General features: G+C 66.4%; 20 protein-coding genes. 10 read left to right on the top strand and 10 right to left on the bottom strand.

What is annotated here, in order from left to right; translation table 11 throughout:
- Positions 1–352 precede the first annotated feature (352 nt).
- The 3 genes from ACIBJI_RS09720 to ACIBJI_RS09710 all read left to right on the top strand — a co-directional run bounded on the left by ACIBJI_RS09720 (position 353) and on the right by ACIBJI_RS09710 (position 2078).
- Positions 353–517: a hypothetical protein gene (locus tag ACIBJI_RS09720; protein ID WP_396958057.1), complete on the top strand. Its 165-nt coding sequence runs from the start codon at positions 353–355 to the stop codon at positions 515–517.
- Between the two features lie 113 nt (positions 518–630).
- On the top strand, positions 631–1026 hold the full coding sequence (locus ACIBJI_RS09715; RefSeq protein WP_364343052.1) for an ectoine synthase: 396 nt from the start codon (positions 631–633) through the stop codon (positions 1024–1026).
- Entirely contained in the window at positions 1023–2078 is a 1056-nt protein-coding gene (locus ACIBJI_RS09710) for a threonine aldolase family protein (protein ID WP_397083717.1), read from the top strand. The genes ACIBJI_RS09715 and ACIBJI_RS09710 overlap by 4 nt, the downstream gene beginning before the upstream one ends.
- 106 nt (positions 2079–2184) lie before the next feature.
- Here ACIBJI_RS09710 and ACIBJI_RS09705 read toward each other — a convergent pair whose 3' ends face one another.
- The 4 genes from ACIBJI_RS09705 to ACIBJI_RS09690 are packed head-to-tail and all read right to left on the bottom strand — an operon-like array spanning position 2185 to position 6357.
- Positions 2185–2949, bottom strand: coding sequence for an enoyl-CoA hydratase/isomerase family protein (locus ACIBJI_RS09705; RefSeq protein ID WP_397083715.1), 765 nt, complete (start codon positions 2947–2949; stop codon positions 2185–2187).
- Between the two features lies 1 nt (position 2950).
- The gene (locus ACIBJI_RS09700; protein WP_364343043.1) at positions 2951–4039 is read right to left on the bottom strand and encodes an acyl-CoA dehydrogenase family protein; all 1089 of its coding nucleotides are present in this window, start codon (positions 4037–4039) and stop codon (positions 2951–2953) included.
- The gene (locus tag ACIBJI_RS09695) at positions 4026–4928 is read right to left on the bottom strand and encodes an acyl-CoA dehydrogenase family protein (RefSeq protein WP_364343040.1); all 903 of its coding nucleotides are present in this window, start codon (positions 4926–4928) and stop codon (positions 4026–4028) included. The genes ACIBJI_RS09700 and ACIBJI_RS09695 overlap by 14 nt, the downstream gene beginning before the upstream one ends.
- Entirely contained in the window at positions 4906–6357 is a 1452-nt protein-coding gene (locus tag ACIBJI_RS09690; protein ID WP_396958060.1) for a class I adenylate-forming enzyme family protein, read from the bottom strand. Before ACIBJI_RS09690 ends, ACIBJI_RS09695 begins: the two co-directional genes overlap by 23 nt.
- Positions 6358–6433: 76 nt before the next feature.
- Here ACIBJI_RS09690 and ACIBJI_RS09685 point away from each other — a divergent pair, with 76 nt between their 5' ends.
- A complete protein-coding gene (locus ACIBJI_RS09685; RefSeq protein ID WP_397083713.1) occupies positions 6434–7489 on the top strand; it encodes a 2Fe-2S iron-sulfur cluster-binding protein in 1056 nt (351 codons plus the stop codon).
- 452 nt (positions 7490–7941) lie between these two features.
- On the opposite strand, the gene ACIBJI_RS09680 is transcribed toward ACIBJI_RS09685, so the two are convergent.
- The 3 genes from ACIBJI_RS09680 to ACIBJI_RS09670 form a co-directional block, all read right to left on the bottom strand.
- On the bottom strand, positions 7942–8670 hold the full coding sequence (locus tag ACIBJI_RS09680) for a DNA alkylation repair protein (protein WP_397083711.1): 729 nt from the start codon (positions 8668–8670) through the stop codon (positions 7942–7944).
- A 492-nt stretch (positions 8671–9162) separates the two neighbouring features.
- Positions 9163–9936, bottom strand: coding sequence for an SDR family oxidoreductase (locus ACIBJI_RS09675; RefSeq protein WP_397083709.1), 774 nt, complete (start codon positions 9934–9936; stop codon positions 9163–9165).
- A complete protein-coding gene (locus tag ACIBJI_RS09670; RefSeq protein ID WP_364343024.1) occupies positions 9933–10697 on the bottom strand; it encodes an SDR family NAD(P)-dependent oxidoreductase in 765 nt (254 codons plus the stop codon). Before ACIBJI_RS09670 ends, ACIBJI_RS09675 begins: the two co-directional genes overlap by 4 nt.
- 53 nt (positions 10698–10750) lie before the next feature.
- Between ACIBJI_RS09670 and ACIBJI_RS09665 the strand changes: the two genes are divergently transcribed.
- Genes ACIBJI_RS09665 through ACIBJI_RS09640 form a run of 6 tightly spaced genes read left to right on the top strand, consistent with a single transcriptional unit; the run spans position 10751 to position 16666 of the window.
- Positions 10751–12178 (top strand): AMP-binding protein, encoded by a 1428-nt coding sequence (locus ACIBJI_RS09665; RefSeq protein WP_364343021.1) that lies wholly within the window; start codon positions 10751–10753, stop codon positions 12176–12178.
- A complete protein-coding gene (locus ACIBJI_RS09660; RefSeq protein WP_397083707.1) occupies positions 12171–13316 on the top strand; it encodes a thiolase family protein in 1146 nt (381 codons plus the stop codon). Before ACIBJI_RS09665 ends, ACIBJI_RS09660 begins: the two co-directional genes overlap by 8 nt.
- Before the next feature lie 3 nt (positions 13317–13319).
- A complete protein-coding gene (locus ACIBJI_RS09655) occupies positions 13320–14228 on the top strand; it encodes an ArgK/MeaB family GTPase (protein WP_397083705.1) in 909 nt (302 codons plus the stop codon).
- 11 nt (positions 14229–14239) lie between these two features.
- Complete coding sequence (locus ACIBJI_RS09650; RefSeq protein WP_396958065.1) at positions 14240–14656, top strand: Zn-ribbon domain-containing OB-fold protein; 417 nt, start codon at positions 14240–14242, stop codon at positions 14654–14656.
- A 25-nt stretch (positions 14657–14681) separates the two neighbouring features.
- On the top strand, positions 14682–15824 hold the full coding sequence (locus ACIBJI_RS09645; protein ID WP_364343009.1) for a thiolase family protein: 1143 nt from the start codon (positions 14682–14684) through the stop codon (positions 15822–15824).
- 38 nt (positions 15825–15862) lie between these two features.
- The gene (locus ACIBJI_RS09640) at positions 15863–16666 is read left to right on the top strand and encodes an SDR family oxidoreductase (protein WP_397083703.1); all 804 of its coding nucleotides are present in this window, start codon (positions 15863–15865) and stop codon (positions 16664–16666) included.
- Between the two features lie 63 nt (positions 16667–16729).
- On the opposite strand, the gene ACIBJI_RS09635 is transcribed toward ACIBJI_RS09640, so the two are convergent.
- Genes ACIBJI_RS09635 through ACIBJI_RS09625 form a run of 3 tightly spaced genes read right to left on the bottom strand, consistent with a single transcriptional unit; the run spans position 16730 to position 19331 of the window.
- The gene (locus ACIBJI_RS09635) at positions 16730–17809 is read right to left on the bottom strand and encodes a dihydrodipicolinate reductase (RefSeq protein ID WP_397083701.1); all 1080 of its coding nucleotides are present in this window, start codon (positions 17807–17809) and stop codon (positions 16730–16732) included.
- Between the two features lie 4 nt (positions 17810–17813).
- Complete coding sequence (locus ACIBJI_RS09630; protein WP_397083699.1) at positions 17814–18632, bottom strand: acyl-CoA thioesterase; 819 nt, start codon at positions 18630–18632, stop codon at positions 17814–17816.
- A 45-nt stretch (positions 18633–18677) separates the two neighbouring features.
- Positions 18678–19331: a TetR/AcrR family transcriptional regulator gene (locus tag ACIBJI_RS09625; RefSeq protein WP_364342997.1), complete on the bottom strand. Its 654-nt coding sequence runs from the start codon at positions 19329–19331 to the stop codon at positions 18678–18680.
- Positions 19332–19437: the final 106 nt, after the last annotated feature.

Here is a 19437-nt window from a genome sequence, read left to right as displayed (position 1 = left end):
GTGGGGCAGAAGAACGATCAAGCGGGAAACCGTTCGGTCACAGTGGCTTCCACACCTACAACCGCTCACGACACCGCGCCAGTTCCCGACCCAACCACCGGGCAGTCAGGTGAGTGGATGCCCAGGGCGGCGGTAGTGCGGGCTTTGTGTTGGCGGCGTCGCGGCCAGCACGAAGCCTCAGCGCTCAGGTTGGGCCGCCGCACGGCCAGTGTAGTGCCGCTCCACCTCGTGAAAGCCTTCCGGCACAATCGGTCTCGCCCACAGCTGCCCACCGGATTGTCGACAGAAAGCGTCGGTGTTTGCCAGCACAGCGCTCAGCACCCTGTAGTTCCGGACCACATCGGCGACCGGAGTGCCCGCTGAGCCGTCACGCGCGAGTGCGGTAAATGTCTCCGAGATCCAGCCCGGACTCACCGAATTCAAGCGGATGCCGAGCGGCCGATTCGAGCACCGCCGCGGGCACGAAGCCACCGAGACCTTTGTTGTGAGCCTGGCGATGTTGGCCCGCAAGTCCTGATACGCATGGCGCGATCTTGGCGGTCAGGGGCGTTTCTGCCGCTGTCGGGATGCCGCGTCAGCAACCATGATTTCAGTGTTCGCAGAAACGCACGAGACAAAGGAACGCACTCCATGATCGTCCGTTCACTGAAAGAGATCATCGGCACCGAGCGAGAAGTGAAGGGCCCCACATGGAATAGCCGTCGCCTGGTGCTCGCCGAGGAGAAGGTCGGGTTCTCCTTGAACGACACCGTGGTGGACGCGGGTACCGAGCTCGAGATGTGGTACGCCAACCACATCGAGGCCGTCTACGTCATCGAGGGTCGGGGTGAACTGGTGGACGCCGAGACCGGTGCAGAGCACCGTCTCGAGCCCGGGGTGATGTACCTGGTCGACGCACATCAGCATCACACTTTGCGCACCCACACCCGCTTCCGCGCGGTCTGCGTGTTCAACCCGCCCCTCACCGGCCGCGAGGTCCACGATGAGAACGGCGCCTTCCCACTGCTGACGGAAGAGGATAAGTGAGCGAAACCTTTCCCGAGTCCGAGCCACTGCGTGGTTTCGCCAGTGACAACAACGCTTCCGTGCACCCGGAGATCATGGCGGCGCTGGCCGCCGCCAACGAGGGCCACCAACCTGCCTACGGCGCGGACGTCCACACCGTACGGCTGCGCGAACTGGTCGAGGACCATTTCGGCGAGCGTGCCGATGTCTATCCGGTCTTCAACGGCAGCGGCGCCAATGTGGTTGGGCTGCAGGCGATGTGCGACCGGTGGAGCGCGGTGATCTGCCCGGAGTCCGCACACATCAACCTGGACGAGTGCGGCGCACCCGAGAAGGTGGCCGGGCTCAAGCTGATCCCGGTATCCACCCCCGACGGCAAGCTGACGCCGGGGCTGCTCGACCGGTACGCGTGGGGCTTCGGCGAGGAGCACCACGCCCAACCCAAAGTCGTCTCGATCACCCAGAGCACCGAGCTCGGCACCCTCTACACACCCGGCGAGATCGCCGTCATCAGCGCGCTGGCGCGCGAGCGCGACATGCTGGTGCACGTGGACGGCGCCCGACTGGCCAACGCGGCCGCCGCGCTCGACCTGCCGCTGCGCGCGTTCACCACCGACGCCGGGGTGGACGTGCTGTCGTTCGGCGGCACCAAGAATGGCTTGATGCTCGGCGAGGCGATTGTGGTGCTGAACCCGGACGCGGTGCGCGGCATGACGTACCTGCGTAAGGCGTCGATGCAGCTGGCCTCCAAGATGCGGTACGTGTCGGCCCAACTCGTCGCCCTGCTGGAGGGCGACCTGTGGCTGCGCAACGCCCAGCACGCCAACGCGATGGCGGCCCGGCTGGCAACGGCCGTCGCCGAAGTGCCCGGCGTCGAGATCGTACGGCCGGTCCAGGCCAACGCCGTCTTCGCCATACTGCCCCCGGAAGTCACCGAGCGACTGCAGAAACGGTTCCGCTTCCACACCTGGGACGACCGCACCGGCGAGGTCCGTTGGATGTGCTCATTCGACACCACCGAACCCGACGTAGACGCCTTCGCCTCCGCCATAGCCCAAGAGGCCGCAGCCTGAAGGTTGCTGCTGCCGCGCACCGATTTGCGCGCCACGCATGCTTTCGCCCGGCGAATTCGTGCGCGGCACCGGAAAAGGTGCGCGGCGCCCTTTCGTCGGCCGCGCGTCAGTGCTTGGCGGTCAACCTGGCGATATTGGCACGGAAGTCTGCACTCTGGAAGGTCAGGTCTTCGGCCGCCAGGGCGTAGTCGAGCGTGGCCAGCACGGCACGCTCTAGTTGCAGGTTGAGGACGCGTTTGGTGCTTTCCACTGCCTGCTGCGGAAGTTCGAGCATCCGTTGCGCACATGCCAGCGCCTCGGCTACCGGATCTTCGACGACATGGTTGGCCAGGCCCATCTCCCTAGCCCTGGCGGCGGGGATTCGTGCACCGGTGATCGCGTATTCCTTGGCCAGCAGCAGGCTCGTGTGCAGCGGCCAGGTGAGTGGGCCGCCGTCGGCGGCGACCAACCCGACCTGCACGTGTGGATCGGCCAGATACGCGGTTTCGGCGATGTAGACCATGTCGCTCAACGCGACAAGGCTGCAGCCGAGACCGACCGCCGGACCGTTGACCGCGGCGATCACCGGGATCCGGCAGCGGGCCATGCCGAGCACGATATCGCGGCCGTCGGCGATGGTCTTGGTGCGCAGTTCGCGATCGCGGCTGAGTTCCTCGAGGTAGGTGAAGTCGCCACCGGCGGAGAAGGCCCGGCCCGCGCCGGTCAGCACGGCTACCCGCGCCTGCGGGTCCGCGCTGAGCCGCGGCCACAAGCGGGCCAGCCCGTTATGCAGCGGATCGTTGACGGCGTTGAGGGCATCGGGTCGGTTCAGCGTGATGATCCGGACCGGTCCCTCGGCGCGGACGTCGATTTCGGCTGGCATGTCATACATTTCAAACTCCCAATCCCAGGATGCGCGCGGCGATGATGTTCTTCTGTATCTGTGAGGTACCGCCCATGACGCTCTGTGCGCGGCTGTAGAAGTAGGACCCGAGCAGTTCCGGATCGCGGGTGCCGCCGACGGCCAGCGCCGCATGGCCGACCGCCTGGTCGGCCCAGGTCATGAGCAGTTTGTCCAGCGACCCGTCGGGCCCGTGGGTGACGCCGTCGAGCTGTTCGGAGAGTCGGCGCCGGACGTGCAGGCGCAGCATCTCGGTCTGCACCGCCGCCCAGACGAGTTCCTCGGGCGCCTTGCCCTCGACGCGAGCGGCCAACTGGCGCACCAGCTTTCCGTATCGAGCAGCGAATCCCAATGTGGACGGTTCACGTTCATGTCCGACGACGGTCATCGCCAGCTTCCAGCCCGCACCGGGCGCACCGACCAGTTGATCCGCGGGCACGATCGCCCCGTCGAATTCCACCTGACCGAATTCCCGGGTCACCCCGCTGATCATCCGCAGTGGCCGCTGCCGCACACCCGGTTGCTTCATCGAGATGATGAATGCCGAAATACCTTTGTGTCGTGGCGCATTCGGATCGGTGCGCGCTAACAGCAGGCACCAGTCGGCGACATCGGAATAGCTGGTCCAGATCTTGTGGCCATTGACTACATAGTGGTCGCCCGCGCGCGTCGCGGTGGTGGTCAACGCGGCCAGATCCGAACCGGCCCCCGGTTCGCTGAAGCCCTGGCACCAGCGCTCGGTGCCGTTGATCATGCCGGGCAGGAACCGTTGGCGCAGTTCCTTGCTCGCGTGCCGTCCGAGGCCAGCGACCAGGTAGCCGAGGCTGGGCCGCGGCGGTGCGCCCGCGATCGCCAACTCCTCGTCCAGGATGACGTCGTAGACCGGCGAAAGATCGTGGCCACCGAATTCTCGCGGCCACGACAGTCCGAAGAATCCGGCCGCGTACAGCGCTTGATGCCATTCGCCTTGGCGCGCCCAGTATTCGTCACCCGAAGTCGGAAAGGTACCGGCCACCTCGCCCAGCCAGGCGCGCAGCCGGTCCCGGAATTCGGCCTCCTGCGGTGCGTCACGAAAGTCCAAGGTCGATCTCCTCCAGGCTGACGGGGAACAATTCGGTCGAGGTCAGGGCCCGGCGCAGGTATATGTGCGCGAGGCACTCCCAGGTGTTGCCGATGCCGCCGTGCACTTGAATCGCGGTCTCGCATACCGTTCGTGCGGCCCGCGCGCAGTACAGCTTCGCGATCCGCGCCGCCCGCATCGACTCGGCGTGCGACAATTCGTCGACTGACCAGGCCGCATGGCGCGCGACGCTGATCGATCCCTCGATCAGGGCCTGACTTTCGGCGAGTAGGTGCGCAACCGCTTGATACGAACCGATCGTATTGCCGTACTGCGCACGGACTTTCGCGTATTCGACGGTGAGGGACTGCGCGCCGCGCGCGACACCGACCAGATCAGCGGTGGTGGCCACCAGCGCCAACGCCTGCCACTGAGCCACCTGATCGGCGGACAGTTCGCCGAGGAAGTCGAGGCGACCGGTGAGCTCCGCGTCGAGCCTGGTGAGATCCGCACCGGGCAGTTCGGCGCCGACGCGGCCGACAAGCAGTTGTCCGTCGTCGATCACCAACGCGCGCTCGGCGCTGTGCGCGTCGAGAGCCCGGCCCGCCACCGCGACCGTCCAGCGCTGATCGTCGTCGGCCGGTCCGCGCAGATCGTCGGCCAGTACCGGTCCCAGGAACGGCACATCGACCAGGCCGCGCCCGAACTCCTCGGCCACGATCGCCACCTCGACTCCGGAGGCGCCGTCCGAACGCAGTGCGCGCCAGCCGGTCTGGTCGACCGCCTTCTCCAGCCGGGTGACCCGCGCCGCGTCGTCGAGGTCGAGTACCGAGCCGGGGCCGAGGTCATCGGCCAATTTCGCGGCGGCGTCCCGCAATTGTCGCTGTTCACTCGTGAGACGAACGTCCATACTGCTCCTTGAGAATTCGGCGCAACACCTTGCCGGAGGGCAGGCGCGGGATTTCGGGGACGAACACCACGCGGCGCGGTCGTTTGTAGCCCGCCAGCCGGTCGCCGACCAGTGCGATGAGTTCGTCGGCGGTGACCGTCGCGGTGCACGAGACTGCCGCGACGATCGCCTCCCCGTCAGCGGTGTCGGCGATGCCGAACACCGCGCAGTCGCCCACCGCGGGATGCCCGTGCAGCACGGCCTCGATTTCGGCGGGTGCCACCTGGAAGCCGCGGACCTTGATCATTTCCTTGGATCGGTCGGTCAACTGGACCCAGCCTTCGGCGTCGATTCGGCCGATATCACCGGTCCGGTACCAGCCGTCGTCGAAGGCTTCGCCGGTCGCCTCGGCCGGTAGATAACCTGCCATCAGTGATGGCGACCGCGCCTGGATTTCGCCGATCTCGCCCGGACCCAACGGTTCTCCGGTCGCCGTCGACACAACCCGTAGTTGCACTTGCGGCGCTGCTGTTCCAACGCTGTCGTACCGCACATCCCCGATCGGACTGCACGCGATGACCGGCAGCTCGGTGGTTCCGTACGCGGGCAGCCAACCGACACCGGTTCGGGCGGTTACGGTTTCGGCGACGGCGGCGGTGACCGGCGTGGCGCCCCACATGATGAAGCGCAGCGAGGACAGGTCATAGGACTCGAGCTCGGGGTGCGCGGCAAGTGCCAAAGCGATGGGCGCGACAGCCATCTCGATGGTGATCCGGTCCTCGGCGATGCACCGCAGCATCTGTTCCAGATCGAAGCGCCGGTGCAGCCGCATCCAGGCGCCCGCCTCCAGCACGGTGACGATATTGAGCAGCCCCAGGATGTGCGAGGGCGGCGTGACGATCTGCAGGCGGTCGTAAGAGTTCAACTCCAGCACCCGGGTCCAGTGCCGCACCGCGGCGGCGAGCGAGGCGTGGGTGTGCCGCACCGCCTTCGGCAATCCGGTAGTACCCGAACTGAATACGAACACCGCGTCGGATTCCGGATCGGGTCGCCCGAACGTGCGCGTCAGCGGGGTGATCGGGTCGTCGAGGTGACGGGTCGGCAGCAGCTCGGTCAATATCGGCGAATCGCCGAGTCCGTACACCGGTCCGGTCAGCGCCAGCGCATGTTCGACCTCGGCGCGTTTCCATGCCGGACTGATCAGGACCGGTGTAGCGCCCAACCGCCACGTCGCCAGCACGGCGACCACGAATTCCGGCCGGTTCGACGACATCAGCGCGACGCGATGCCCGGCACGCACGCCCCGCCCGACCAATTCCACGGCCAGACCCGCGGCCAGCCGCTCCAACTGCCCGTGCGTGTACTCGCGGTACTCGAACGCGAGCGCGACCGGTTCGGTGCGCGCGGTAGCGGCAGGGGCGGCACCGCGGTGGCTGTCGTTCGACCCCATTTGAGAAGATCCTGTCTCGTCGGAGAGAATACAATTCTCCTTGTACTAGAATCTTAATACCAGGAGGAGGCAGTTCATGGCGAGACCCCCGTTGTTCCAGCGCGCGACCGTAACGCGGATCGTTAAAGAGAGCGCCGACGCGCGCACCTATGTGCTCGCCCCGCACGACGGGCCGATCGCTTATCAATCCGGGCAGTTCTGCACCTTTCGAGTCCACGTGGACGGCAGGGACCTGTTCCGCTCCTACTCGATGTCGAGTGCGCCGGAAACCGACCGCGAACTGATGACCACGGTCAAGCGGGTGCCCGGCGGACAGGTCTCGAACTGGCTGCACGACAACGTGGTCGAGGGCGACGAATTGGAGCTGACGAGAGCGGCAGGCCGATTCTGCTTACGTTCCACCGAACTACCGCTGCTCGGTTTCAGCGGCGGCAGCGGCATCACGCCGATTCTGTCGCTGGCCAAGAGCGCGCTGGCGAGCACCGCCAGGAAGGTGCGGCTGCTATGCGCGGACCGTGATCCGGAGTCGGTGATCTTCGAGGCCGTGCTCGCGGAACTGGTCGACCGCTATCCGGGGCGGCTCGAGGTGGTCCGTCACCTCGATGCCGACGGGGGCTTCCTGACACCCGACGCGATCCGCGATTTCGTCGGCGCGGACGGCGACGGCGACAGTTATATCTGCGGACCCGAGGCCTTCATGGAGATGGTCGAGAACGCTGTGCCCGGACCGGGTCTGGTGTTCAGTGAGCGATTCGGCGCACCGGCTCCGGTGCTGCCCGTAGCCGTCCAAACCCCTACGGCCACACCCTCCGTCGCGGCCGTCGAAACCCCCACTGCGACCACCCCCGTCGCGACCACTGACCACACAGTCACGATCATTCTCAACGGCAAGAAGAAGTCGGTTCCGCGCAAGGACGGCGAAACACTGCTCGACAGCGCCCGCCGCGCCGGTCTCACACCCCCGTTCTCCTGCGAGGCAGGTAACTGCGCCACCTGCATGGCCAAGGTGACGAAAGGCCATGCCACCCTGCGCCGCAACGACGCCCTGACCGACGACGAACTCGCCGAGGGGTATGTCCTCACCTGTCAGGCCGTGCCGGATACGGACTCCATCACCGTTGACTACGAATGAGCGATACCGCGCACCGTGCCGCCGACATTCGCCCCGCCAAAGCAGCAGGGCGTTGCGATTCGCATCGACTACATCTCGTTGGCGCCACCGGATGGGCAATTCGAGGACTCACCTGATGCCCCATTCGGCTGATGACATCCGGGATGCACTACTGGACAGGTGATCACGTGGAACTGGCGGCGCACTCCTCTCGGGCGATGCCGCCACCGTTTCCACCTGATCAGCTGACCAATCTGTGGGGTTGTCGGCGCGGTGACACGTATCGGTGTCGCCTGTCAGGACGGGCTGCTGTGCCGGCGGATCTGCGACACCCCGACCGCGGCGCTGGCGCCCAGTCGTCGGCTAGCGACGGAGCTACCGGGGGCTGCGTCGGAATTGTGTGATCCCAGAAATGATCTCGGTCCGTTGATCGTGTTGGCGCGTTTTGGCGGAGGTCGCGAGCGCGAGCCTTCCTACTTGTCGTGCTGTCGGCGCACCATCTCCGTGATCCAGATGGGCGCGAACGGAGACGTGCAGTTCGGTGGAGTCGGGTAGTCCTCGAGCACCTTCAAGCGCTCACCGATGTCGATTGCACGTGCCCGCTGCTCGGCGTGCTCGATCCCGATCTGAGTCAGGCAGTGGTTCATCGCCCACTGCAGGCGATCCGGGGCGTCTTTCATCTGTGCCTCGATGACGTCGAGTAGTCCTGCGAGATCGAGGCTCTCGGGCTGCTTCGCCACGCGTTCGGTGGTCAACGCCCAGCCTGCGCTCGCGACCACTGGATCCGGATCGGCGAACCAGGACAGGCGCAGCTCTTCGGCGTACGGGTTCTTCTTCACCACATAGTTCACCAGCCAGTCGTGCACCTTGGGTGTGCGCGCCTCGCGCACCATGACGTCCAACTCGTCACGCTCGAACGCCTTCGGGCGGCAGATCAGGGTCGCCAGCAGTTTTGCCGCGGTGTCGTCGGTCTCCCAGAGCTGGCGCGCGAGTTCCTGCTGCGTTTTCAGCCGCTTCGCGAGCGCGCGCAGCTTGCTGAGGTTCACACCGTGATCATCACCGTGTTTCTCGTTCACCACGCGCGTCCTCGGGTCCTCGAGTGCGGCCAGCTCGGCCATCACCTCGGCCACCGTCGTTTCGGCCACCTCGGCCTCCTGTTCATCACGTGAGGGATTCAGATATGCGGGACATGATGAGGCCATGACGATACCGACGCCGGCCCGGGATACGGCGAACTCCGACAGGCCGGCAGCCGGTCGGGCCCTCACCTGGGGGATTGACCCTCGGCTCGATGGGGGAGCGCTCGTTACGACCCGTGGCGGCGGTCGGCCTGTTCATGCATCGCACCGACACGGTCCGTACGTATCCAGCACCGAACAGCACCTATGCCGCCGCCGTGAAACGAGTCCACCGCGCGATCGACACCGACAGCTACGAAATCTGGCTCGGACCGTTCACCAACGGCGGGGTGCCGCGCGGGCACATCGTGACGATCCCGACTGTAGCTTGCGGGAAGTACTGGCGCAGAAGGCCATTGGTGTTCGCATCGGTCGCACGCGTCGACCGGTCGTTGCGCACCGCCCGGCGCAGCCGAGGATCTTGTTCCAGAGCGAGAGTTTCCGTGCCGATGCCGCCAAGTGTCGAGGTCCGCGCAAGGCCCCGAAGACCATGCTTCTTCGGGGCCCTCGCGCCGATCAGCCCCTCGGAATCAGCACTTCCGAACGCTGCACCGTGCCGGTGATACCGGCGGCGTCCTGGCTCGCCAGCAGCACCGCGGCACGGGCGATCGTTTCCGGCGGCTCGACCATGTTCGCTGGAATTTCCTGGCCACCGCCTCCGGCCTGCCAGCCTTCGGTCAATACCACTCGGGACGGGCTCAGGCAGTTGACCGCGATGTTGTCTTCCTTCAGTTCCGCGGCCAGACCGAGGTAGAGGCGTTCGACTGCGGCCTTGGATACCCAGTACGCATTGGCGCCGCGGATCATATCCACGCCGGTGGTGGTGATCGCGATGAGTGAGCCACCGCCGCGGGCTTTCAGATGCGGAATGACGGCCTTGGTCACGAGGAAGACGCCGGTTAGATTGACGTTCATGCACAGCTGCCAGCGCTCGAGTGGTGTGGTCTCGATCGGACCCAACCACATCACGCCCGCATTGGCGACCAGGATATCGATGCCACCGAATTCGGAAACTGTTGTGGCCACGGCGTTTTCGACCGGCTCCTCGCTGGTGACATCGCAGACCACGGGCAGTGCCGTTCCGCCCGCGGCGGTGATCCGGTCGGCGACCGAACCGATGGTGCCCGGCAGCTTGCCCTCGGTTTCCGAGCGCGCGGCGACGGCCACCGCCGCACCGGCACCGGCCAGGCCGGCGGCTATCGCCGCGCCGATACCGCGACTAGCGCCGGCGACGAATGCGACCTTGCCGCTGAGTGGCGAGCCCAGACCAAGGTGCGGCTGCCCGTTCATTTCGGTGGGAAGCGCAGTGCGCCGTCGAGTCGGATGATCTCACCGTTGAGGTAGTCGTTCTCGATGATCGACTGAGCCAACTGCGCGTATTCGACCGAGCGGCCCATCCGCTTGGGGAAGGGCACCTGGGGTCCCCAGTAGCCTTCCAACTGGTCGGCGGCCTTGCCGTAGGCGGGTGTGTTGACCGTGCCCGGTGCGATAGTGACCACCCGGATGCCGAGCGGGGACAGGTCACGGGCCGCCACCAGGGTCATGCCTATGACGCCACCCTTGGCAGCCGAATAGGGGAGTTGGCCGATCTGGCCCTCGTACCCCGCGATCGAGGCGGTGTTGACGATGACACCGCGGGCGCCCTCATCCAGTGCCTCGGTCTTGGCGATGGCCGCAGCCGACAGGCGCAGCACATTGAATACGGCGGTCAGGTAGAACTCGATGGTGGTGCGGAAACCGTCGAGTGCCAGTGGCGAGCCGTCCTTGCCGACCAGGCGGCCGCCGGTGGCCGGGCCGCCATGGGTGTCTACCGAAATTCGCAGCGGTCCAAGGGATTCCGCCTCGGCAATGGCCGCGAGCATCGACTCCTCACTGGTCGCGTCGGTGTGCACGTAGTGGATGCCGAGTTCTTTCTCGAGTTCCTTGCCCTTGTCGTCGGCGACATCGGCGACCACCACCTTCGCTCCGGCGGCGTGCAGGCGACGCACGGTGGCCTCGCCGAGTCCGCCGGTGCCGCCGACGACGATGGCAGCGCTCCCACTGATCTGCATATCGCAATCCTCTCTTGCAACTAACACTCTCCTATGGAGAGAATAATGTTCTCATGAATATCAGCATGATCCTAGACATGGCCGCATCGGCGGGCGATCGGACCGTGATCACGGTTGGCGATCGCTCGCTGACCGCCGCCGCCCTGCTCGGCAATGCGCGTCGCGCGGCCGTCCGGTTCCAGCGGCACCCCGCGGTGCTGTATCTGGGGGCGAATCACCTGGCCTATCCGGTCGCGCTCTTCGGAGCGGCGCTGGCCGGGGTGCCATTCGTGCCGCTGAACTATCGGCTCGGCGAACAGCAGTTGGCCATGCTGCTGGATCGTCATCCCGGGGCGCTGGTGCTGCGGCCCGAAGACCTCGACACCTTGGTCGAGGAGAACACCGATGGGCCCGAACTCGAGGCGCCATGGGATGGCAATGCGGTCGCCGCGATCATCTACACCAGCGGCACCACCTCCGAACCCAAGGCGGCGCTGCTGCGGCATCGGCATCTGATGGCCTACTTGCTGAACACCGTCGAGTTCGGCGCCGCGGACGAGACGGATGCGGCGTTGGTATCGGTGCCGCCCTACCACATCGCGGGCCTGACGAACCTGCTGTCGAATCTCTACTCCGGCCGCCGCGTGGTCTATCTCGCGGCGTTCGACGCGTCCGGCTGGCTGGAAACCGTTCGGCGCGAACGGATCACCCACGCCATGCTCGTGCCGACCATGTTGGCCCGCATCGTCGCAGCCGTCGACGGCGCTGACGCGGGTGTGCCGACGCTGGCGAGCCTCGCCTACGGCGGCTCGCGCACGCCGCGCCCGGTGCTCGAGCACGCGCTGCGGGTGTTCCCGGATACCGGCTTCGTCAATGCATACGGACTCACCGAGACCGCGTCCTCGATCGCGGTACTCGGACCAGACGATCATCGCGCGGCCTTCGGATCCGACGATCCGGCCGTCCGCGATCGACTCGGCTCCGTGGGGCAGCCGCTACCAGGGATCGAGATCCAGATCCGGGCGGAATCGGGTGAGCCCGCCGGGGCGGGGGAGGCCGGGCTGGTATTCGTTCGCGGCGAGCAGATCTCGGGTGAATACGGCGGCCGCAGCGCACTCGATGCCGAAGGTTGGTTCCCCACAAGGGATCTGGGACGGCTCGACACCGACGGCTATCTCTTCATCGAGGGGCGCGCCGACGACACCATCATCCGCGCCGGCGAGAACATCGCGCCCGCCGAGATCGAGGACGTACTGCTGGGATATCCGGGCATCACCGAAGCCGCGGTGATCGGGGTGCCGGATCCGGAGTGGGGGCAGCGCCTGGTCGCGGTGCTCGTCGGAGTCGGCGAGCCGGAGGAGATCAAACAGTGGGTCCGCACGCGGCTGCGGTCGTCGAAGACGCCCGACACCATTGTGTTCCGCCGCGAACTGCCTAAGACCGAAACCGGAAAACTGCTGCGCCGCAACCTCGTCACCGAAATGGAGAACACCAATGCCTGAAGCTGTCATCGTGTCCGCCCTGCGCGCTCCGATCGGAACCGCCCGCAAGGGCACGCTGCGCGATACCAATGCCTTCGACCTGGCCAAGCATGTGGTGGCCGCGGCCGCCGAGGGGCTCGACCGGGCCCGTATCGATGACGTCGTCCTCGGCGAGGGCCGCTACGGCGGCGGCGTACTGGCCCGGCACGCGGCGATCACCGCCGGGTTGACCAATGTCGCCGGTGTGGCGCACAACCGGCACTGTGCTGCGGGCATGGCCGCCGTGCAGACCGCGGCCGCCGGAATCCGGGCGGGGATGGACGAACTCGTCATCGCCGGTGGCGTGAATTCCGAATCCACCGCACCACGTGTGCGTTTCCGGGTCGGCGCGGACGAATGGATCGACCCGTGGGTCGCGCCGAGCCATCCGGATCGGCCGGACGCGCCGTGCCTGGACATGTCGATCACGGTCGGGTGGAATACGGCGGTGGCGTCCGGAATCTCGCGCGCGGAGATGGATGCGTGGGCGTTGCGCTCGCACCGCAATGCCATCGCCGCCATCGACGAGGGCTGGCTCGAGGAGGAGATCGTGCCGATCGACACTCCGCACGGACTGTTCGCGGTCGATGAGCACCCGCGCAGGGACACCAGTCTGGAAAAGCTGGCCGGATTGAAGGTGCTGCACCCGGAGATCGAGGGCTTCAGCATCACCGCGGGCAATGCGTCGGGCTCCAATGACGGTGCCGCGGCCTTGGCCATTGCCAGTGACCGGCTCGGATTGCCCGCACTCGGCATCATCCGCGGGTGGGCCTCGGTCGGCGTCGATCCGCACGACACCGGGCTGGCACCGATCGAGGCGATTACCAAGGCGGTTGCGCGGGCGGGTATTTCGCTGTCGGAGGTGAGTCTGTACGAGATCAACGAGGCGTTCGCCTCGGTGCCGATCGCGGCGACCAAGGCCCTCGATATCGATCCCGATCGGGTCAACTTCAGCGGCAGCGGATGCTCGCTCGGCCATCCGGTCGCCGCCACCGGAGCCAGGATGATCGTCACGCTGGTGCACGAATTGCGCCGTCGCGGCGGCGGTTTCGGAATCGCGGCGCTGTGCGCGGGTGGCGGGATGGGATCGGCCACCGTCATCGAGGTTCCGGCTCCCTAGCGCGTGGGAACCATTGCGGAGCTCATCGCCGCCGCGCGGGCCGGATCGGTGCGGGCCACGGGGCGGTTGCTGAGCGCGGTCGAGGGACCACAGCGCGACGAGGTGCTCGCGTTGCTCGACGCGGCCCCGGTTCGGGTCATTGGAGTCACCGGCCCTCCGGGCGCGGGGAAGTCGACCACGATCGCGGCACTGGTGGCCGCCTACCGAGAGCAGGGCCTGCGGGTGGCGGTGCTCGCGGTCGATCCGTCCTCGCCGTACAGCGGCGGTGCGCTGCTGGGTGATCGAATTCGGATGGCGCAGCACATCAATGATCCCGACGTCCTGATCCGCTCGGTGGCCACGCGCGGCCATCTGGGCGGTCTCGCGGCAGCGGTGCCCGCCGCCATCCGCCTGCTCGGGACGCTCGGCCACCAGCTGATCCTGCTCGAGACCGTCGGTGTCGGGCAGTCCGAGATCGAGATCGCCGCGATCGCCGACCCCACCCTGGTGATTCTGAATCCCGGTGCGGGAGACGCGATTCAGGCCGCGAAGGCAGGTCTGCTCGAGGTCGCCGACATCCTGGTCGTCAATAAGGCCGACCGGGAGGGCGCCGACCAGACGGTACGGGACCTGCATCAGGAGTCGGCCGCCCCGATCCTCGCCCTGGTCGCAGCCAAGGGCGTCGGGGTCGCCGAGCTGGTGGCCGCGATCGACGCGCACCACCGCGCCGACACCCTCGACCGGCGGACCGCGCGGGCACGCGCGCAGATCCTGTCGCTGGCGCAGACCCGCTTGCGGACCGATCCGGCGTTGGCGGCATTGGCGGACTCGGTCGCGGCCGGACAGTTGGACGCCTACACCGCAGCGGAGCGACTGGTTCGCATTTCGCCGGAAATAGCGTATATATCTTATGAGAATGACATTTCCATCTGATGGAGGACGGCATGGCAAAGGCCCTCGCGCCCGATGTCTCGACGTGGCCGGCGGAGAATCCGCAGTTGATCGGCAGCCGCTGCGCCGCGTGCAGCGCGGTCACCTGGCCCAAACAAGCACGCTGCCCCAGGTGCAGCGGCCCCGACATGTCCGAACGGCTGCTGCCCCGCCGCGGCACTCTCGTGGCCTGGACCACCCAGGGCTTCGTCCCCAAACTGCCGTACGCGGGCAAGGAGTCTGCCGAGAGTTTCGAGCCGTTCGGGATCGGTCTGGTGCAACTGGGCGATGATGTACGGGTGGAGGCCCGGCTGACCGTGGCCGATCCGGCCGAGCTGCGCTTCGGGATGGATGTCGAGTTGGCCTTCGTCCCCCTTTATGTCGACGACGACGGGAACGACGTCGTCACGGTCGCTTTCGCACCGGCCTGAAGTACGGCTATCGAGGAGAATTGACATGAACGACGTTGCCATCATCGGCGTCGGCCTGCACCCGTTCGGCCGCTTCGCCAAGTCGGCTATCGAAATGGGCGCCGACGCAATCCAATTGGCGCTGACCGACGCCGGTGTCGAATGGAAGGACATCCAGTTCGGCTTCGGCGGCAGTTATGAGGTCAGCAATCCCGATGCCGTGACCCGGCTCGTCGGGCTCACCGGAATCCCGTTCACCAATGTGTTCAATGCCTGTGCCACCGCGGCCAGTTCGATCGAACAGACCGCGGAGGCGATCCGGTCCGGACGATACGACATCGGCATCGCGGTCGGCATGGACAAACATCCCCGCGGCGCGTTCACCGACGATCCGGCCAAGCTCGGGTTGCCCGCTTGGTATGCGGAGAACGGACAGTTCGTCACCACCCAGTTCTTCGGGATCAAGGCGAACCGCTACATCCACGAGCACGGCATCTCCCAGCGCACCCTGGCCAAGGTCGCCGCCAAGAATTTCCGCAATGGCGCGCTCAATCCGAACGCCTTCCGGCGCAAGCCGATTCCGGAAGACCAGATCCTGAACTCGACGATGCTGAACTATCCGTTGACGCAGTTCATGTTCTGCTCGCCCGACGAGGGTGCCGCGGCTGTGATCATGTGCCGCGGAGATATCGCGCACCGCTACACCAGCAATCCGGTATACCTGCGCTCGACCGCGATCCGTACGCGTCGCTACGGCGCGTACGAGGTGCACAGCACCTGGGCGGCCATCGACGAGGACGTCTCGCCGACGGTGTACGCCTCGCGGGCCGCCTTCGAGGCGTCCGGAATCGGCCCCGAGGATGTCGACGTGATCCAACTCCAGGACACCGACGCGGGTGCGGAGGTTATCCATATGGCCGAGAACGGTTTCTGCGCAGACGGCGACCAGGAGAAGTTGCTCGCCGAGGGGGCGACCGAGATCGGCGGCCGCCTGCCGGTGAACACCGATGGCGGCCTCATCGCCAATGGCGAGCCCATCGGCGCCTCCGGTATCCGACAGGTCTACGAACTGGTGCTGCAGTTGCGCGGCCAGGCGGGCGAGCGTCAAGTGCCGGGTAATCCCCGAGTCGGCTACGCCCAGGTCTATGGGGCACCCGGTACCGCGGCGGCATCGGTTCTCAGCCTCTGACGGCGTTTCGACCCCACCCGGCAAGGAGGAGTAGCCCGATGCTGATACGTGAGGGACAGGTCGCTGTGATCACCGGCGGTGCGAGCGGCATCGGCTACGGCCTGGCCGAGGCGCTCGCCGCGCGCGGCGTACGGCTGGTCATCTCCGATATCCGCGAGGACGGCCTGATCGCGGCGGCGGCAGCATTGCGCGACGCTGAGATCACCGCCGTAGTGGCCGACGTGAGCGATGAGACATCGGTGCGCGCGCTGGCCGAGCGCGCCATGGATGCCTACGGCCGGGTGGATCTGGTCTGCAATAACGCCGGTGTGGTGTGCCCGGCCGCGCCGCTGTGGGAGCAGGACGCGGCCACTTGGCAGCGGATGATCGGGATCAAGATCCTCGGTGTCGTCCACGGCGTCAAGGCATTTGCGCCGTTGCTCATCGACCAGGGCGCCGGCCATTTCCTCAACACCGCCTCCTCCGGTGGTCTGGCACCGCTGCCCGGCCGCACGCCCTACACCGGCACCATGCACGCGGTGGTCGGTCTGACCGAGACGCTCGACCTCGAGCTGAAGCAGGCAGCCCCCGCGCTGGGCGCAACCGTGCTGTGCCCGGGACTGGTTGACACCCCGCTCGGACAGAATTCCGCCGCACTGGGTGCGATCGAACTGCCGGTGGGCGCGCCCCTCTCGATGCGCACCCTCGCTGGCGCCCGCGGCGGAATCCTGTCCCCGCGCGAGGTCGCCGAGTCCGCCATCGCCGCGATCGAAGCCGGCCGTGTCCACGTGGCTCCCGGCGACGGCGTGGCCACGCGAGCGCGGGCCCGGGTAGACACGCTGCTGGCCGACATCACTGGCTGATGACCGCGAATTACCCTTGCGACAATAGATACCGAGCCGATGGGTTCTGGAGTCGACGACCGTTCAGCCGAGAACGGCCGTGATGTGCGGTAAGTCGAGCGTCGACCGGATCCCGGGCTCGGCGGCACAGACCGAGGGAATCGCATTGACCGCACGGTTGGCGGTATAGGCGGGGGATACGGCCGCCATTTGTTCCAAGGGAATCGGGAAGCGCAGGTCGACTTCCAGTGGCGCGTCACCGACCACCGATATGTGCCATCCGGTATCGCGCAGGTCCCAGTCGGGCTCGATATCGGTGGTGCAATACCAATTGGCGCGAAAGGTCAGCACCGGTTCGCCTGCCACCAGGCCCGAAACCGTAGTGCGTTGGGCTGCAACGGTTCCCTGCTCGATCGTGCCCGCCGCAATCCGGGTGACTGTGCGTGCCACCGCCACCGAGCCGTATGCCTCGATCGAATCCAGCGGCCGGCCGAGTGCGTCGCCGACCAGCCGCAGTGACGGTCCGAAACTCGCGGCCAGATGTTGCGCGCGGGCCGCGTCGGAATCACCTGGTGGACGCCCGAAACCCATGACGTCGAATAGCATGGCGGGTGAATCGCGTTGCGACAGATCCGCGTACTCGTCGATCATCAGCCGGTCCAGTCGGCGCTGGATCGAGGACAGCACCAGCGGCACTGCCTCGGTGATGAAACCCGGACTACTGCCGGTGCTGTGGATGGAGGTGCCGCCGAGTGCACAGGCTTGCTGAACATGTTGGCGCAGAACAGGATCCATGCTCGCCGGATGATGGAACAGGCCGCACGTTGTCACCACATTGGTGCCCGATGTCAGCAGGCGGATCACCGCCTGCGCGTCGAACACGAGCGGCATATAGAGCACGCAGTCCGCGTCGAGTTCGATGATCTGGTCGATGTCGTCGGTGGCCAGCACACCGGTGGCCGGAATATCGCAGAACTTACCGGCATCACGCCCCACCTTGTCCGCACTGTGCACGAACAGGCCGACCAACTCCATCTTCGGATGCTCGACTACACCGCGCAGAGCGCGCGCGCCGATGGTGCCGGTGGCCCACTGCACCACCCGGTGCGGCCGGTTTTCGGGTGCGTCGGCAGATCTCTTGATCCCCATTCGATTCACGACCACGTCTTCACCGGACCTCGGAGGGGAAGCGCACCATGGCTTCCTGCGCGTACGAGGCGACCAACCGGCCGTTGTCGGTCAGCACATCGCCGCGGCCGAAACAGCGGCTGCCCGCTATGAGCGGGCTGTGCTGACGCAGCAGCAGCCACTCGTCGGTGCGGAACGGTCGATGGAACCAGATGCTGTGCGAGGTCACTGCCGAATGGAATGCGGTGCCGTTGCCGCGCTGGCATACACCGTCGATTGGCCGCAGTGCGGTGCCGATGAGGTTGAGATCGGTGGCGTAGGCAGTTATGGCCGGGGCCAGCCGCGCATCGATGTCCGGCGTCCGCATCCAGAACTCGAATTCCGGTGGGCCCGAAGCGGTGTCGTCGAGATCGACGGCCGATCGGGTTTCCCAGGGCAGCAAGTCCCACGTCACCTTGTGCTCGGCGCTCAGCAATGCGGGCACGGCGGGTACGCTCTGGTGCTCGGGCCCCTCCGCCTCCGCGTGCAGCGACACCGATGCGGTGGCCACGATCCCATAACTCTGCTCGGCGACGATGGTGACGGTGGCGAAGGAACGGCCCTCGTGATGACGGCGCACCCGATAGCGGATCGGCTCATCGGTTCGGCCTTCGCGCGGGAACAATGCGTGCAGTGACTTGACCGATTTCTCCGGGCAGGTCAGATCGGCCGCGCGGATGAACTGGCCGAGCAATTGCCCGCCGAAAACGCGGTAGTACTCGAGCTGCTGATTGCGTCCCTCGAAGACGGATTCGTCGTCGAGGGACGGCCGAGCGGTCAGGTCGAGACAGCCGAGAAGATCATTCCAGAGGTCGGGCATGCCCCCGAGTGTAAGTGAAACTCTTCGTGGTTGAGAATGATATTCTCAATCCTTGGTGAAGCCGTGTGCGCAGAAGTTCCAGACTTCGGTCGCGGTGATCGGGTGCACGGTCTCCTCGTCAGTGCCGCCGGTGGACTGCGCGATGAACATGACCGTCTGCATGACCATCGCCGCGGTACGCCGCGGATTCGCGTCCGAACGCAGCTGATCGGCGTCTTTGGCCTGCTCCATCAGCTCGGTGAACAGTGCGAGCAGCGGTGCGTGCGCGACCTTGACCTGCGCCGGATGCGTGACGAGCAGCTGTGGCGCGAAGTCGGTGAACAGCGGGCGCTGTGCGGCCGGATCGGGTCGGGACAGTTCGAACAGCAGCTCGACGGTCACCCGCAGCTGCTGCAGCGGATCGGCCTTGGCATCGGCGGCGGCGCGCAGTTGATCGGCGGTGCGCACGAGCGCGTCTTCGAAAAGGGCGAGTAACAGCTCGTGCTTGCCGTCGAACTGCAGATAGAAACTGCGCAGCGACTGACGTGAACGATCGACGACTTCCTGCACGGTGAAGTCGGTGCTGCCCTTCTCGGTGATGATGGCCTGCGCCGCGTCGAGGAAGCGCTGAACGCGCTGTTCGGCGCGCAGTTTCGCGGTCCGTAACGAGCGCTCGACGGCGCGCTGCTTCCAGGCTGGCTCTTCGCTCGGGCTGGTCACCGGCGCTCCGGTCCTCGGTCATGTGGAGAGAACATGGATGCACTGTACCGGAGAACGTGCTGTCTCCGTGTTGGCTGGACGCAGTGTCAGTGAACAAATGCGAGAC

The sequence above is a fragment of the Nocardia sp. NPDC050408 genome (assembly GCF_044458905.1).
Lineage (GTDB): Bacteria > Actinomycetota > Actinomycetes > Mycobacteriales > Mycobacteriaceae > Nocardia.
Note: the sequence above shows the minus strand (reverse complement) of the source record. Positions and strands in the feature narration are given on the sequence as shown.